The organism is Polaromonas sp. P3_B1, from assembly GCF_056402935.1.
The window spans coordinates 13,477-28,288 of sequence record NZ_JBFUGK010000022.1 but is presented as its reverse complement, the minus strand read 5'-3'; the positions used below and the strand labels follow the sequence as shown (position 1 = coordinate 28,288).

The window sequence follows — 14,812 nt, the reverse complement described above, 5'->3', positions numbered from 1 at the left end:
TTGGGAGGGGTGAGGTCAGGTCGGTGAAGCTGTCGTCAGAACGGCGGCATGCCGGCGGCCGAGGCGGCGTTTTCAATCGGCACCGCAAAGCCTATGCCGACAAAGGTGCGCTGCTGGTTGGGGTTGAAGATGGCGGTGACGATGCCGACGACCTCGCCGTCCATGGTGACCAGCGGGCCGCCGGAGTTGCCGGGGTTGGCGGCGGCGTCGAACTGGATCAGGTTGCTCATCATCTGCTTGCCTTCGGGTGAGCGGAAGTTGCGCTTGAGGCCGGAGATCACGCCCTGCGAGGCCGAGGGGCCGATGCCGAAGGGATAGCCCACGGCCATGACCTGGTCGCCCGGGGCCAGGTCGGCGGTCGAGCGCATGGTGGCGGCAATCAGGTCATCGGGGATTTTGTGGGCCTGCAGCACGGCGAGGTCGTTCTCGGGCTGCACGCCGGTGATGCTGGCGGTGGACTCCAGCCCGTCGGCAAAGGTGACCTTGATGGTCTGGGCGTTCTGCACCACATGCAGGTTGGTCAGGATGATGCCCTTGTCGACAATGACGACGCCGGTGCCCACGCTGCGCTCGGCGTCTTCCTTGCCGTCCTTGTCCTTGCCCAGGCCGACGATGCGCACCACCGAGGGGATGATGGTGTCATAGGCCTTGGTGCCGGGCGAGGGCAGCACGGTGGTCTCCAGCGTCTTGAGCACGGCGGCATTGATGTCTTCCTGGGTCAGCTTGCGGGCCGGGTGGCGCAGCTGCGAGGAGAAGCTGAAGGCCAGCAGCAGGGCCAGCAGGCCGACCACGGACCAGAGCAGGTAGAGCTGGTGGCGCGCCAGGTAGTTAGCCAGGCGGGCGGCGCGGGGAAAGCGGGGTGGGGACGGTTGTGTGGCGTCTGCGGTAGAGCTTGGTTCGGGCGGCTGTGGGCCTTCATCACCCGCGCCCTTGGCCGGACGGTTTGAACTGCTGTAAAGGGCTGGCCTGCGCATCCGTTCACCTTTGGGGCTGTGTCTCAGAACCGGGCTGGTATGGGCGCCAAAAACTGGTTTCAGGCCCTGTATTTACAGTTGCACCGTATCACGATTTGTGCATCCATGCACGGGATTTGGGTATGGGGGCGGGGGGCTTTGTAAAGCGCTTCGGGGTCTTGCACCCTCTCCCTCCGGGAGAGGGAGGGGTGAGGGCCGCGGCCTGTGCACGCGCGAGTGGCGTATTGACCGCCGCTGGCCCTCACCCTAACCCTCTCCCAGGGGGAGAGGGGACAAGAGCAGGGGGTTTGTGAGCGGCTGTTAACGCCCGGAGTTTTCCGGCGGACTGCGCAACAAAGTCAGCGCCAGCGCGGCCGAGGCCAGCATCAGGAACAGGCTGACCGCATTGAGCACCGGCGTCGCGCCTTCGCGCATGCGGCCGTACATCATGACGGTCAGGGGCGCGTCGGAGCCGACCAGCATCAGCGTGGTGTTGAAGTTCTCAAACGACATCAAAAACGAGATCGCGCCGGCGCCGATCAGTGCGGGCTTGAGGTAGGGCAGGGTGATGGTGCTGAACACGGCCGCGCGCGAGGCGCCGAGGTTGTAGGCGGCTTCTTCCAGGGTGATGTCAAAACGTTTGAGGCGCGCGGTGATGATGAGCGTGGCGATGGAGACGATATAAGAAAACTGGCCTATCACCACCAGCGGCAGGCCGGGGCGCAGAAAGTCCAGCTCCAGGCCCCACCAGCTGTCGGCCAGCTGCGCCAGCCGGCTGGCAAAAGCCAGGATGGAAATGCCCAGGATCACGCCCGGGATCACCAGCGGCGCCAGCATCAGGAAAGACAAGGCCTGTTTGCCCGGAAAGCGGGCGCGTTCAATCAAAAAGGCATTGGTGGTGCCGACCAGCACCGCCAGCACCGTGACCCAGGCGGCCACCACCACGCTGGTCCAGAGGCTGGCCAGCAAGGGCCCGTCGGCAAACAGCCCGGTGCGGCCGGCCTTGCTGCCGAAAAACCAGTCCAGCGTGAAGCCGCGCCACGGTGGGGCCGGGTAGGGCGCGTCGTTAAAGGCAAACACGGCGACCACCAGCAGCGGCAAAAACAGGAAGGCGAAAAACACCAGCGCATAGGCCAGCGTGCCGGCGCGCAGCCAGGCGGGGCGGGGCAGGGAGGCGATCATCTAAAACTCCGCTTGTGTTTTCGCCAGTGACGGCGCGGAACCGGCTTTGCCGGGCCGCAGCGGTCGCCCCCTGCAAGGGGGGAGGGAGCTACACACAGTGAGATCCAACGGGGGTGTGTCATGTTTTCCTCATGACTTCGCCGAACTTTTGGCCGGTCAATTTCAAGCCAAGCCAGACAATGGCAGTCGACAAGCCCAGCAGCAAAAAGCCAAAGGCCGCACCCTGTTCCCAGTTAAAGCGCGTGATGAACTGGGTGTAGATCTGTTCGGTAAACCACAGCGAATTTTTGCCGCCCAGCAGGGTGGGCGTGAGGTAGTTGCCCAGGGTCAGCATAAAGACCACGATGCAGCCGGCCAGGATGCCGGGCGCGGCATGCGGGATGACGATTTGCCGCAGGATGGAGGGGCCGTTGCCGCCCAGGTCGTAAGCGGCTTCCACCAGCGAGTCGTCCAGGCTTTCGAGCGCGCTGATCAGCGGCACCACCATGAAGAGCATGGAGGTATAGACCAGGCCGACCAGGATGGTGGCGTCGCGGTACAGCAGCTCCACGGGCGCGGCGGTGATGCCCAGTTGCACCAGCACGGCGGGCAGCACGCCGGATTCGCGCAGCAGAATCATCCAGCCCAGGGTGCGCACGGTTTCGCTGACCCAGAAGGGGATCAAACACATCACCAGCAGCAGCGACTTGGCGCGCCCGCGCACCAGCTTGGCAATCGTCCAGGCGATCGGGAAGGCCAGCAGCAAGGTGATGCCGGTGGCCAGGATGGACATCAGTGCCGTGCGCACAAAGGTGTGCCAGTACAGCGGCTCCTCGACAAAGGTACGGTATTGCGCGAGGCTGGGCGCGTACTGGCGCGGTGCGATGCGCTCGCGCAGCGAGAGCACGGCCAGGTCGATGTGCGGCAGCACGATGAGGCCCAGCAGCCAGACCAGCGCCGGCGCCAGCAGCAGAAAAAGAATCAACCTGGCATGGCCCGAACCTGAACCTGAGCCGGGGGAGGCGGAAGGCAGGACGGCCGCAGCTTGCATGGCAACCTTCAAGCGTTGCCGAAGCAGACGGCCTGCTCGGGGTCGAAGCTGAAGGCGATGGTTTCGCCAATTCGCAAGTCGGCAAAGCGCCCGGTCTGCGGCAGGGCGATGCGGAACTCGGTGCGGCTGGCGGTTTCGCGCAGCAGCACGGCCGAGTTGGCGCCGTCGAACAGCAGGCTTTCGACCTGGCCGGCATAGACCGTGTGGTTGGACGGCAGCTCGGTCGCATCGCGCGCCAGGTTGATGGCTTCGGGCCGCACAAAGGCTTGCACCGCCTGCTCGGGCTTCAGCCGGCCGGCGGCGCGCGCGCGCAGGGCCAGGCCCTCACTGGTGGTGAGCGCCACCACGCCGCCGGCTTCCGCGCCCGAGGCACCGGTACTGCCGGCGAGTTTGTTGTTGGCGCCCACAAAACCCGCCACAAACGGGGTTTGCGGCTGGTAATACAGCTGCTGCGGCGTGCCGAGTTGCTCAAAACTTCCGGCGTTCATCACGGCCACATGGTCGGACAGCACCAGGGCTTCCGACTGGTCGTGCGTGATGTAGACAAAGGTGGTGCCGAAGGCGGCCTGCAGCTGTTTGAGCTCGACCTTCATGTGCTCGCGCAGCTTGAGGTCGAGCGCGCCCAGCGGTTCGTCGAGCAGCAGCAGCGTGGGCTCCAGCACCAGGCTGCGCGCGATGGCCACGCGCTGGCGCTGCCCGCCCGAGAGCTGGTCGACGCGCTTGTCCTGCATGCCGGGCAGGCTCACGCGTTCGAGCATGGCGCCCACCTTGGCCGCGATGTCGGCGCGCGAAAGGCCGCGCCGCGCCAGGCCGTAGCCCACGTTCTCGCCGACCGACATCATGGGGAACAGCGCCAGGTGCTGGAACACCATGTTGACCGGCCGCTGGTTGGGCGGCACGCCGTTCATGGGTTTGCCGCCTATGTGGATCTGGCCCGCATCGGGCGACAGAAAGCCGGCGATCATGCGCAGCAGCGTGGTCTTGCCGCAGCCCGAGGGGCCGAGGATGGAAAAAAAGCTGCCGCGCTCCACCGTGAAGGACAAGTCCTTCACGGCGGGCTGGCCGGCGTAGGTTTTACCGACGTGCTCGGCTTGCAGGTCTGCGTGCACCTTGGGCGCGCCGCTGGCGGTTTATTGGGCTGCCTTGATGCGGTCGAGGACCCGGCCTTCGATGTCTTCTATGCCGGCTGGAACAGCGGGATACCACTTGACGTTTTTCAGCGCAGCTTCGGGGAAGCTGGCGGCGAACTGGGCCTTGAGCTTGGGGTCGGCCAGCTGGTCGGCGCCCTTGGAGGCGGTGAAGTTGCCGGCCGAGCCCGCGACCTTGGCCGCAATTTCAGGGCGCATGTTGAAGTTGATCCAGGCGTAGGCGGCGGCATCGTTGCGGCCCTTGGCGGGAATCGCGAAGGTGTCTATCCAGCCGAGTGCGCCGGACTTGGGCGCGATGAACTGGATTTCGGGTTTCTCGTTGTTGAGCTTCCAGCCGCCGGTGTCCCACATCATGGCGCCCACGACTTCGCCGGCGCGCATGCCGTTGAGCAGCTGGTCCTTGTTGTCCCAGTAGAACTTGATGTTGCCCTTGCAGGCGACCATGGTCTTGCCGACTTCGTCCATCAGCGCGCCGTAGGCTTTCGGGTCTTTGTAGAGCGCGAAGGGGTCCTTGCCGGAAGCGAAGGCGAAGGCCAGCAAGGTGGGGCGTTTGAGGCGCACGGCGGTCTTGCCCTTGACCTCGGCCTTGCAGAGGTCGGGGTAGTCCGTCATTTTGGTCAGCTTGGTATTGACGACCAGGCCGTCGGTGCCCCAGATGTGCGGCAGGCCGTAGACCTTGCCGTCGAGCGTGGTGTTCTTTTTGGTGGCTTCGAGCATGGAGGGGATGAAGAGCTCGGACTTGATTTTGCTGAGGTCCATGGGCTTGTAGATGCCGAACTCCTGCTGCGGGCCGGTGATGCGGTCCTGCGAGGGCTGGGCCAGGTCGAACCCGGCGCCGCCGGTGGCGCGCAGCTTGGAGATCATTTCTTCGTTGTTCGAGAGGGTCAACTCGACGTCGATGCCGGTCTCCTTCTTGAACTGCGCCACGACGTCGGCGGGCACGTAGTCGGCCCAGGTGATCAAGCGCAGCTTCTGGTCTTGGGCCCATGCGGTGCCGCTGAGGCTGGAGGCGATCAGGCCGGCGCCGAGAATCTGGCTCATCAGGCGGGATAATTTCATTTGGCTTTCCTTTGTTATGTCGAAGGGACGGGTTGACGAAGGCAGACGAAAGAAACAAAAACCGTGGCGAAACCAAAATGAAACAAGAGGTGTTCCGCCTGAAAAAAGCATAGGGTGTCCCGATTTCATTTCTGTGTCAACATCTTCATCAGCTGCGTTGCTGTTTCCCCCGCACCCTGCCGGTGCTTCCCGCGGCTTCTTTCGTTCTCCTTTCCTGGGATCACCCCCTTTTAGCGCATGACTTTCTGGATAGATACGCATTGCCACCTGGATGCCGGCGAACTGGCCCCCGATGTGGACGCGGTGCGCGCGCGCGCCGCGGCGAACGGTGTGGGGCATATCGTGATCCCGGCGGTGGGCGTGTTCAACTTCGAGGCGGTGCGGCTGCTGGCGCATCGCTTTTCGGACAGCTATGCCTTGGGCATACACCCGCTGTTTGTGCCGCGTGCCAAGGATGAAGACCTGGCGGCGCTGGATGCGGAGCTCACGCTCAGGCGGGGTGATTCGCGGCTGGTGGCGATCGGTGAGATCGGCCTGGATTATTTTGTGCCGGCGCTCACCGAAAGCCCCATGCGCGAACGCCAGGAGTTTTTTTATCGCGAGCAGCTCAAGCTCGCGCGCAAGCACGGCCTGCCGGTGATCCTGCATGTGCGGCGCTCGGCCGACAAGCTGCTCAAACACTTGCGCGAGCTGGCGCCCGAAGGCGGCTGGCAGGGCATAGGCCATGCGTTCAATGGCAGCGAGCAGCAGGCGGCCGAGTTCCTCAAGCTGGGTTTCAAGCTGGGCTTCGGCGGCGCCGTGACCTTTGAGCCGGCGCGCCAGTTGAGGCGCCTGGCGACGGAACTGCCGCTGGAATCGCTGGTGATGGAAACCGATTCGCCCGACATCCCGCCGCACTGGGTGTACACCACGGCGGCCGAACGCGAGGCCGGAAAGCCGCAGGGCCGCAACGAGCCGGGTGAGCTGCCGCGCATTGCGCAGCAGGTGGCGGAATTGCGCGGCATCAGTGCGGATGCACTGGCGGCCGCCACCACGGCCAATGCCATGCAGGCCTTGCCGGGCCTGAAGGCGTTGCTCGCATGACGGCCATGAAGGCCGCGTCGCTGGCCGGCCTGGCGCCGCTGGTGTCTGGCGGAACACGGCTGCTGATCCTGGGCAGCTTCCCGGGCGCGGCCTCGCTGGCGGCGCAGCAGTACTACGGGCACCCGCAAAACCATTTCTGGAAAATCCTCAAGGCGCTCTGGCCGCCCGGCCCGGCGGACACGGGCCCGGATGGCTACCGGATACGCAGCGAATGGCTGCTGTCCAAAGGCCTGGGCCTGTGGGATGTGTATGCGGCCTGCGAGCGCGAGGGCAGCCTGGACAGCGCGATCCGCAATGCCGAGGTCAACGACCTGGCCGGCCTGCGGCGGCTGTGCCCGGCGCTGGAAGCGATTGCCCACAATGGCGGTGAAAGTTTCAAGCACTCAAAGCACACCTTGGCGCTGGGCCTGCCGGTCTATAAGTTGCCTTCAACCAGCCCGGCGAATGCCTCCTGGAGTTTTGAGCGCAAACTCGTGGCCTGGCGGGAAGTATTTGAAAAACACGGACTGGTTTGATGCAAAGAAAAGACAAGGCCAAGGAAATGGCCCAAGAGAACGCGCCGCGGGAACTGCCTGAAGTCAATTTTTCCGATTTCGGCGATGTGCGCTTTCTGCACCTGGGCACCGAATGGGTGCAGGGTTCCATGCTGCGCGACGCGCCCTATGACATCGAGCTGGAGTATGTGCAGCGCATGATGGCGGGCCTGCTGTTCATGGACGCGGCGGCCATGCCCAAAAAGCACGCCATGCAACTGGGCCTGGGCTCGGCCGCACTCACGAAGTTCTGCTACAAAAAGCTGCGCATGAAGACCACGGCGATTGAAATCAATCCGCAGGTGGTCACGGCCTGCCGGGTCTGGTTCAAGCTGCCGCGCGACGACCTGCGGCTGCATGTGATCGAGGCCGACGCCGCGGCCGAAATCAAAAAGCCCGCCCACCAGGGCACGGTGGATTTGCTGCATGTGGACCTTTACGACCACGAGGCGGCCGCACCGGTGCTGGACAGCGCCGATTTTTATGAAGACTGCCGCGGCCTGCTGGCCGAGAACGGCGTGATGACGGTGAACCTGTTCGGCCGCGATTCCAGCTATGTGCAGTCGCTGACCAAAATCGCCGAAGCCTTCGGCCCCGAGGCGGTATGGGCCTTCACGCCGACGCGCGAAGGCAACACCGTGGTGCTGGCCCAACAGGAGCCCACCCGGCCCGAACGCGCCGCGCTCTTGCAGCAGGCCGGCGTGATCGAATCACGCTGGGACCTGCCGGCCAAAAAGTGGCTGCGGTTGTTCAAGCCAGTGGCTTGATGCTCCCGTGACGCTACTGGTAAAAGCCGCAATGGATGGGGTACAGTGCCACCCATGAGCGCCGCGACCCATACCAAGCCCCATCGTGACACGCATGCGAAAAGAGGCCATACCGGCCCCCTGGACTGGCGCATCCTGGTGGAGTGGCTGGGCGAGGACGGCGTGATCAGCGCCACCGAGGCGCAGCGCACGATTGCGCGCTGCTCGCAGGTGCAAAGCGCGCAGCCGCCGCTGATGCGGCTGGCCAGTGTGGGCATGACGCGCGTGGCCGATGGCAAACCGCTGGATATCGAAACCATGTCGCAGTGGCTGGCGGGGCGGGCGGGCCTGGCCTACCTGCGCATAGACCCGCTCAAGGTCGACGTGGGCAAGGTGGCCGACACCATGTCGGCCATGTATGCCGAGCGCCACAAAGTGCTGCCGGTTCAGGTCACACCCAGCGAGGTGGTGATCGCCACCTCCGAGCCCTTCATCACCGACTGGGTGCAGGAAGTCGAGCGCCAGGCCAAACGCAGCGTGCGCCTGGTGGTGTCCAGCCCGCAGGACATCACCAAGTTCACGGCCGAGTTTTTCGCCCTGGCCAAATCGGTCAAGGCCGCGATCAAGTCGGGCAGCGGGTCGGGCTCGGCGAGTTTCGAGCAGCTGGTGGAGCTGGGCAAGAGCAACAAGCAGCTGGACGCCAACGACCAGGGCGTGGTGCAGGTGGTGGACTGGCTCTGGCAATACGCCTTCGACCAGCGCGCCAGCGACATCCACCTGGAGCCGCGCCGCGAGCAGGGGGTGATCCGCTTTCGCATCGACGGCGTGCTGCACCCGGTTTACCAGTTGCCCATGGGCGTGCACAACGCGATGACGGCGCGAATCAAGCTGCTGGGCCGCATGGACGTGGTGGAAAAGCGCCGCCCGCAGGACGGCCGCATCAAGACGCGAAACCCGCGCGGCGATGAAGTCGAAATGCGGCTGTCGACCTTGCCCACGGCCTTCGGCGAAAAAATGGTGATGCGGATTTTCGATCCCGACACCACGGTGAAGAACCTCGACGCGCTGGGCTTTTCGCAGCACGACGCCGACCGCTGGGAATCGCTGGTCAAGCGGCCGCACGGCATCATCCTGGTCACCGGGCCGACCGGCTCGGGCAAGACGACCACGCTGTATTCCACGCTCAAGCGCCTGGCCACCGAAGAGGTCAATGTCAGCACGATCGAAGACCCGATCGAAATGATTGAGGCCTCTTTCAACCAGACGCAGGTGCAGGCGCACCTGGATTTTGATTTCCCCGAAGGCCTGCGCGCGCTGATGCGGCAGGATCCGGACATCATCATGGTCGGCGAAATCCGCGACCTGCAGACGGCCGAGATGGCGGTGCAGGCCGCGCTCACCGGCCACCTGGTGTTCAGCACGCTGCACACCAACGATGCGCCGTCGGCGGTCTCTCGCATGATGGAACTGGGTATCCCGGCTTACCTGATCAACGCCACCATGCTGGGCGTGCTGGCCCAGCGGCTGGTGCGCACCATGTGCCCCAGCTGCCGCGAGCCCGACGAGGAAGCCGCGCGCGAAACCCTGGCCGAGCTGGTCAAGCCCTGGCAGATCAGCGGGAGCTACCGGCCCTACAAGCCGGTGGGCTGCGTGGACTGCCGCATGACGGGTTTCCGCGGGCGCATGGGCTTGTATGAATTGCTGACGGTGACCGAGGGCTTCAAGGAAAAGGTCTCCAAGGAGCCCAACATCGACGCGCTGCGCCGCCAGGCGATCAGCGAAGGTATGCGCCCGCTTCGGCTGGCCGGCGCGCTGAAGGTGGCCGAGGGGCTGACCACCATCGAGGAAATTCTCGCCTCCACCCCACCTTTATCCTGAGAGCCCGTTCGCGGCCTTAAGGCGGCCCCTATTTTGGCCGTAAAGGGTGCAGCCACTTCGGGTTTTTACTGCTTTCCCGGCGCTCTGCTGATATGTAAGCAAGAGGTAAGCCCGAAGATAAATGAAAGGTAAGTGAAAGCCACATGCCCATGTCGGGGGATTGAATGCACAATCCAGCGATTCTTTCTTTTACTTTTATGTATGTATTGAGGAGACAGCCGTGAATATCAAGAGTCAAAAGGACTTTTTCTCCGGCCTCATGTTCATGGGCGTCGGCGTGGCGTTCGCATGGGGGGCTACCACCTACAACGTGGGCGAGGGCGCCCGCATGGGACCCGGCTACTTCCCGCTGATGCTGGGCGTGCTGATGGCCATTCTGGGCGCGGCCATCACCTTCAAGTCACTGGTCGTGGAAGCCGTCGGCGGCGACAAGATCGGTAAATGGGCCTGGAAGCCGCTGGCCTTCATCATCCTGGCCAATTTGATCTTCGGCGTGCTGCTGGGCGGCCTGCCCAGCATCAAGCTGCCCCCGATGGGCATGATCGTGGCCATCTACGCGCTGACCTTTGTTTCCAGCATGGCTGAAACCGGCTGGAAAGTGAAAAACACCTTCATCCTTGCGACCGTGTTGGCCATCGGCAGCTACCTCGCCTTTGTCGTCCTGCTCAAGCTGCAGTTCCCGGTGTGGCCTTTCTTCATCGGCTAAGGAGATATAAAAAATGGATCTGATTACCAATCTCTCGCTGGGTTTCGGCGTGGCGTTCACGCCGATCAACCTGGTGTATGCCTTTATCGGCTGTCTGCTGGGCACGCTGATCGGCGTGCTGCCGGGCATCGGCCCCGTGGCCACCATCGCCATGCTGCTGCCGGCCACTTATGCCTTGCCCCCGGTGTCGGCGCTGATCATGCTGGCCGGTATTTACTACGGCGCCCAGTACGGCGGCTCCACCACCGCCATCCTGGTGAACCTGCCGGGCGAGTCCTCGTCGGTGGTGACCTGTATCGACGGCTACCAGATGGCGCGAAAAGGGCGGGCCGGGCCCGCGCTGGCCGCGGCCGGCTTGGGTTCTTTCTTCGCCGGCTGCGTGGGTACCCTGATCCTGGCGGCTTTTGCGCCACCCCTGACTGAACTGGCCTTCAAGTTCGGCCCCGCCGAATACTTTGCGCTGATGGTGCTGGGCCTGATCGGCGCCGTGGTGCTGGCTTCGGGTTCGCTGCTCAAGGCCATCGCGATGATCGTGATGGGCCTGCTGCTGGGCCTGGTCGGCACCGACGTGAACTCCGGCGTCGCGCGTTTCAGCTTTGACGTTCCCGAACTGACCGACGGCATCGGCTTTGTGACCATCGCCATGGGCGTGTTCGGCTACGGTGAAATCATCAGCAACCTGGCACAGCCCGAACACGAACGTGAAGTGTTCACCGCCAAGGTTTCCGGCCTGTTCCCGACCAAGCAGGACTTCAAGGACATGACGCCCGCTGTGCTGCGCGGCACCTTCCTGGGCTCGGCGCTCGGCATCCTGCCCGGCGGTGGCGCCTTGCTGGCGGCCTTCGCGGCCTATGCGCTGGAAAAGAAAATCAAGATGAAGAAGGGCGAAGTGCCTTTCGGCCAGGGCAATATCCGCGGTGTGGCCGCCCCCGAGTCGGCCAACAACGCCGGCGCGCAGACCTCCTTCATTCCGCTTCTGACGCTGGGCATCCCGCCCAACGCCGTGATGGCCCTGATGGTGGGCGCGATGACGATCCACAACATCCAGCCCGGCCCGCAGGTCATGACCAGCAACCCCGAACTGTTCTGGGGCCTGATCGCCTCGATGTGGATCGGCAACGCCATGCTGATCATCCTGAACCTGCCGCTGATCGGCATGTGGATCAAGCTGCTGACCGTGCCTTACCGCTACCTGTTCCCGGCGATTGTGCTGTTCTGCGCGATCGGCGTGTATTCGACCAACAACAACACCTTCGACGTCTGGATGGTGGGCATCTTCGGTGTGATCGGCTACATGTTCGTCAAGCTCGGCTGCGAACCGGCTCCCCTGCTGCTGGGCTTCATCCTGGGACCCATGATGGAGGAAAACCTGCGCCGTGCCCTGCTGCTGTCGCGCGGCGACTGGAGCGTGTTTGTCACGCGTCCGCTGTCGGCCGGCCTGCTGGGCGCCGCCCTGCTGCTGCTGATCATCGTGCTGCTGCCCTCGGTGAAGAACAAGCGCGAGGAAGCCTTCGTCGAAGACTGATCGCGAACCCCGGGGCCTCGGCCCCATTCGGTACAAAAGGCACCTTGGGTGCCTTTTGTTTTGCCCGTTGCAAGCGCAGTCGCCCTGAAAAATCGTTGCACAATGGTGAAATGAAACGTAAACATATCATTCACCTCGCGGCAGTTTTTACCTCGGTTTTGGCGGCCGCCTTCGCGGGTTCCGCCACGGCCCAGACCTATCCCTCCAAGCCGATCCGCATGATCGTGCCTTTCCCGGCCGGCGGCGCGACCGACATCCTGGCGCGTGCGCTGTCGCAAAAACTCGGCGAAAAAATCGGCCAGTCGGTGATCGTCGACAACCGGCCGGGCGCGGGCGGCACCATAGGCGCCGACACCGCCTCGAAGTCGCCGGCGGACGGCTACACCTTGCTGCTGGCCACTTCGAGCACGCACAGCATAGGTCCGGCCATCAACCCGAAAATTCCCTACAACGCGGATACCGACTTCACGCCCATCGCCTACGTGGCGAGCTCGCCCAACGTGGTGCTGGTGCCCAATTCCTCGCCGTCCAAAAACATGCGGGACTTCATAGACCACGCGCGCAAGAACCCGGGGCGGCTGAACTATGCCTCCAGCGGAAACGGCACCATCGTCCATCTGACGAGCGAGTACTTCAAGGCCCAGTCGGGCACCTTCATCCTGCACATTCCCTACCGCGGCACGGCGCTGGCCATGCCGGACCTGATCAGCGGCAAGGTCGACGTGCTCTTCGACTCCTTTGTGACCGGCATGCCCCATGTGCGGGACGGCAAGCTGCGCGTGCTCGCGGTCACCACGCTCAAGCGCACCTCGCTGGCGCCCGAGTTGCCGACGGTGGCGGAAACCCTGCCGGGCTTCGAGTCGGTCACCTGGTTTGGCGTGTACGGCCCCAAAGGCCTGCCGCAAGACCTCGTTGGCAAGGTCAACCAGGCGATCAACGCCGCGCTGGCCGATGCCGACGTGAAGGATCGTTTCGCCCGGCTGGGCGCCGAGCCCACGGGCGGCACGCCTGCGGCCTTTGCCGCCATGGTCAAGACGGATACCGCCAAGTGGAAGAAAATCATTGCCGAGCGGAAAATTACCGCGGATTGAGTCAGATTCATCCGCAGATTGATTCATCCGCAGATTTCGCAGATTAAAGAGAGGCGAGACGCAGGAGCTTTTACAACGATGGGTACAGCTATGGCCATCCTTGGCGAACCTGAATATGCGTTTCCAAAGCCCGCGTTCCAAATACAGGCACCTTGTTTTCAATCTGCGTAAATCTGCGAAATCTGTGGATATGAATTCTTCTGCGGATGGCGCAGACGTCCGCCCCTGCTTTGCCTCGCCTTCAACAGCCAGTCCAACATGAACTTCAATTTCAGCAATCCCTACACCTCCACCCGCCTGCCGCTGTTCGCGCGTAACGTCGTCTCGACCTCGCATCCGCTGGGCGCGCAGGCCGGACTGCGCATGCTGCTCAAGGGCGGCAACGCGGTGGACGCGGCCATCGCGGCTGCGGCTGCCATGACCATCGTCGAGCCCGTGAGCAACGGCCTGGGCAGCGACGCCTTCTGCATTTTGTGGGACGGCAAGGAACTGCACGGCCTCAATGGCTCGGGCCGCGCGCCGCAGAGCTGGACGCCGGAATACTTCCAGCGCAAATACGGCGCGGACGCGGCCACGCCGCCCAAGCGCGGCATGGATTCCGTCACGGTGCCGGGCGCGGTCGCAAGCTGGGTGGCGCTGAGCGAGCGTTTCGGCAAGCTGCCGTTTGCCGACCTCATGGAGCCGGCCGTGGAGATCGCCGAGCGCGGTTACCTGCTGCCCACGGTGGTGCAGCAGAAGTGGGCGGCCGCGACCAGCGAGCTGAAGTCGCAGCCGGGTTTTGCGCAGTCCTTCCTGCCCTGGGGCCGCGCGCCGAATGTGGGCGAGTTGTTCCAGTTCAAGGCCGCGGCCAAAGCGCTGCGCGCCATCGCCGAGACCAAGGGCGCGGCCTATTACGGCGGCGCCATTGCCCAGGCGATTGAAAAGTTCTCGGCGCAAAACGGCGGCAGCATCACCGCAAAAGATTTTGAAAGCTACAAACCCGAATGGGTCAAGCCGATAGGCAAGGATTACCGCGGCTATACCCTGCACGAGATCCCGCCCAACGGCCAGGGCATTGCCGCGCTGATCGCGCTGGGCATCCTGGACAAGTTCGACGTGGCGGGCATGCCGGTCGATGGCGTGGATTCGCAGCATTTGCAGATCGAAGCCATGAAGCTGGCCTTTGCCGACACCTACAAGTACGTGGCCGAGCCTTCGTCAATGGCGGTGACGGCCGAGCAAATGCTCGATGACAGCTACCTCGCATCCCGTGCCAAACTCATCGACATGAAAAAGGCACAGGACTTTGGCGCGGGCAACCCGGTCAAGGGCGGCACGATTTACCTCACGGCGGCCGACGAAGACGGCATGATGGTGAGCTTCATCCAGAGCAACTACATGGGCTTCGGCTCGGGCTGCGTGGAGCCCGAGTTCGGCATCAGCCTGCAAAACCGCGGCCACGGCTTCAGCCTGCAGCCGGGCGCCAACCAGGTCGCGCCGGGCAAGCGGCCCTTCCACACCATCATCCCCGCCTTCCTCAGCAAGGACGGCCAGCCGGTGATGAGCTACGGCGTGATGGGCGCCAACATGCAGCCCCAGGGCCACATGCAGACGCTGGTGCGCATGCTGGATTACGGCCAGAACCCGCAGGCCGCGTGCGATGCGCCGCGCTGGCGCTATAACGCGGGCATGGAGATCAATGTCGAGGCCGCCATGGACGCGCGCACCGTGCAGGGCCTGACCGAGCGCGGCCACCGCGTGGAAGTCATCAACGACTCCTACCAGGACTTCGGCGCCGGCCAGTTCATCTGGCGCGCCGGCAACCCCAAGACCGAAGGTTATGTGGCTGCCAGCGATGCGCGGCGCGACGGCCAGGCCGTGGGTTTTTAAGCGACCGTT

At 63.9% G+C, this 14,812-nt stretch carries 13 protein-coding genes; 8 read left to right on the top strand and 5 right to left on the bottom strand.

Features of this window, described 5'->3' with window-relative positions; all coding sequences use genetic code 11:
* Positions 1-35: 35 nt before the first annotated feature.
* The 5 genes from AC1DXS_RS14115 to AC1DXS_RS14095 form a co-directional block, all read right to left on the bottom strand.
* Positions 36-974 carry a S1C family serine protease gene (locus tag AC1DXS_RS14115; RefSeq protein ID WP_477738113.1) on the bottom strand — a complete coding sequence of 313 codons (939 nt, stop codon included), beginning with the start codon at positions 972-974 and terminating at the stop codon, positions 36-38.
* Positions 975-1,274: 300 nt separating this feature from the next.
* Positions 1,275-2,135: an ABC transporter permease gene (locus tag AC1DXS_RS14110; RefSeq protein WP_477738112.1), complete on the bottom strand. Its 861-nt coding sequence runs from the start codon at positions 2,133-2,135 to the stop codon at positions 1,275-1,277.
* A gap of 118 nt (positions 2,136-2,253) precedes the next feature.
* Complete coding sequence (locus AC1DXS_RS14105) at positions 2,254-3,165, bottom strand: ABC transporter permease (protein ID WP_477738111.1); 912 nt, start codon at positions 3,163-3,165, stop codon at positions 2,254-2,256.
* An 8-nt stretch (positions 3,166-3,173) separates the two neighbouring features.
* A complete protein-coding gene (locus tag AC1DXS_RS14100; RefSeq protein ID WP_477738110.1) occupies positions 3,174-4,274 on the bottom strand; it encodes an ABC transporter ATP-binding protein in 1,101 nt (366 codons plus the stop codon).
* A gap of 21 nt (positions 4,275-4,295) precedes the next feature.
* Entirely contained in the window at positions 4,296-5,372 is a 1,077-nt protein-coding gene (locus AC1DXS_RS14095) for an extracellular solute-binding protein (RefSeq protein ID WP_477738109.1), read from the bottom strand.
* 237 nt (positions 5,373-5,609) lie between these two features.
* Between AC1DXS_RS14095 and AC1DXS_RS14090 the strand changes: the two genes are divergently transcribed.
* The 8 genes from AC1DXS_RS14090 to AC1DXS_RS14055 all read left to right on the top strand — a co-directional run bounded on the left by AC1DXS_RS14090 (position 5,610) and on the right by AC1DXS_RS14055 (position 14,803).
* Positions 5,610-6,455: a TatD family hydrolase gene (locus tag AC1DXS_RS14090; RefSeq protein WP_477738108.1), complete on the top strand. Its 846-nt coding sequence runs from the start codon at positions 5,610-5,612 to the stop codon at positions 6,453-6,455.
* On the top strand, positions 6,452-6,970 hold the full coding sequence (locus AC1DXS_RS14085; protein WP_477738107.1) for a DNA-deoxyinosine glycosylase: 519 nt from the start codon (positions 6,452-6,454) through the stop codon (positions 6,968-6,970). Before AC1DXS_RS14090 ends, AC1DXS_RS14085 begins: the two co-directional genes overlap by 4 nt.
* Entirely contained in the window at positions 6,970-7,755 is a 786-nt protein-coding gene (locus AC1DXS_RS14080) for a class I SAM-dependent methyltransferase (protein WP_477738106.1), read from the top strand. The genes AC1DXS_RS14085 and AC1DXS_RS14080 overlap by 1 nt, the downstream gene beginning before the upstream one ends.
* Before the next feature lie 54 nt (positions 7,756-7,809).
* Complete coding sequence (gene tfpB, locus AC1DXS_RS14075) at positions 7,810-9,612, top strand: type IV pilus assembly ATPase TfpB (RefSeq protein ID WP_477738105.1); 1,803 nt, start codon at positions 7,810-7,812, stop codon at positions 9,610-9,612.
* 220 nt (positions 9,613-9,832) lie between these two features.
* A complete protein-coding gene (locus AC1DXS_RS14070) occupies positions 9,833-10,318 on the top strand; it encodes a tripartite tricarboxylate transporter TctB family protein (protein WP_477738104.1) in 486 nt (161 codons plus the stop codon).
* Between the two features lie 13 nt (positions 10,319-10,331).
* Complete coding sequence (locus AC1DXS_RS14065; protein ID WP_477738103.1) at positions 10,332-11,843, top strand: tripartite tricarboxylate transporter permease; 1,512 nt, start codon at positions 10,332-10,334, stop codon at positions 11,841-11,843.
* A 110-nt stretch (positions 11,844-11,953) separates the two neighbouring features.
* A complete protein-coding gene (locus AC1DXS_RS14060; protein WP_477738102.1) occupies positions 11,954-12,934 on the top strand; it encodes a Bug family tripartite tricarboxylate transporter substrate binding protein in 981 nt (326 codons plus the stop codon).
* Between the two features lie 258 nt (positions 12,935-13,192).
* Positions 13,193-14,803, top strand: a complete 1,611-nt coding sequence (locus tag AC1DXS_RS14055; protein WP_477738101.1) for a gamma-glutamyltransferase family protein — start codon at positions 13,193-13,195, stop codon at positions 14,801-14,803.
* The last annotated feature ends 9 nt before the right edge of the window (positions 14,804-14,812 follow it).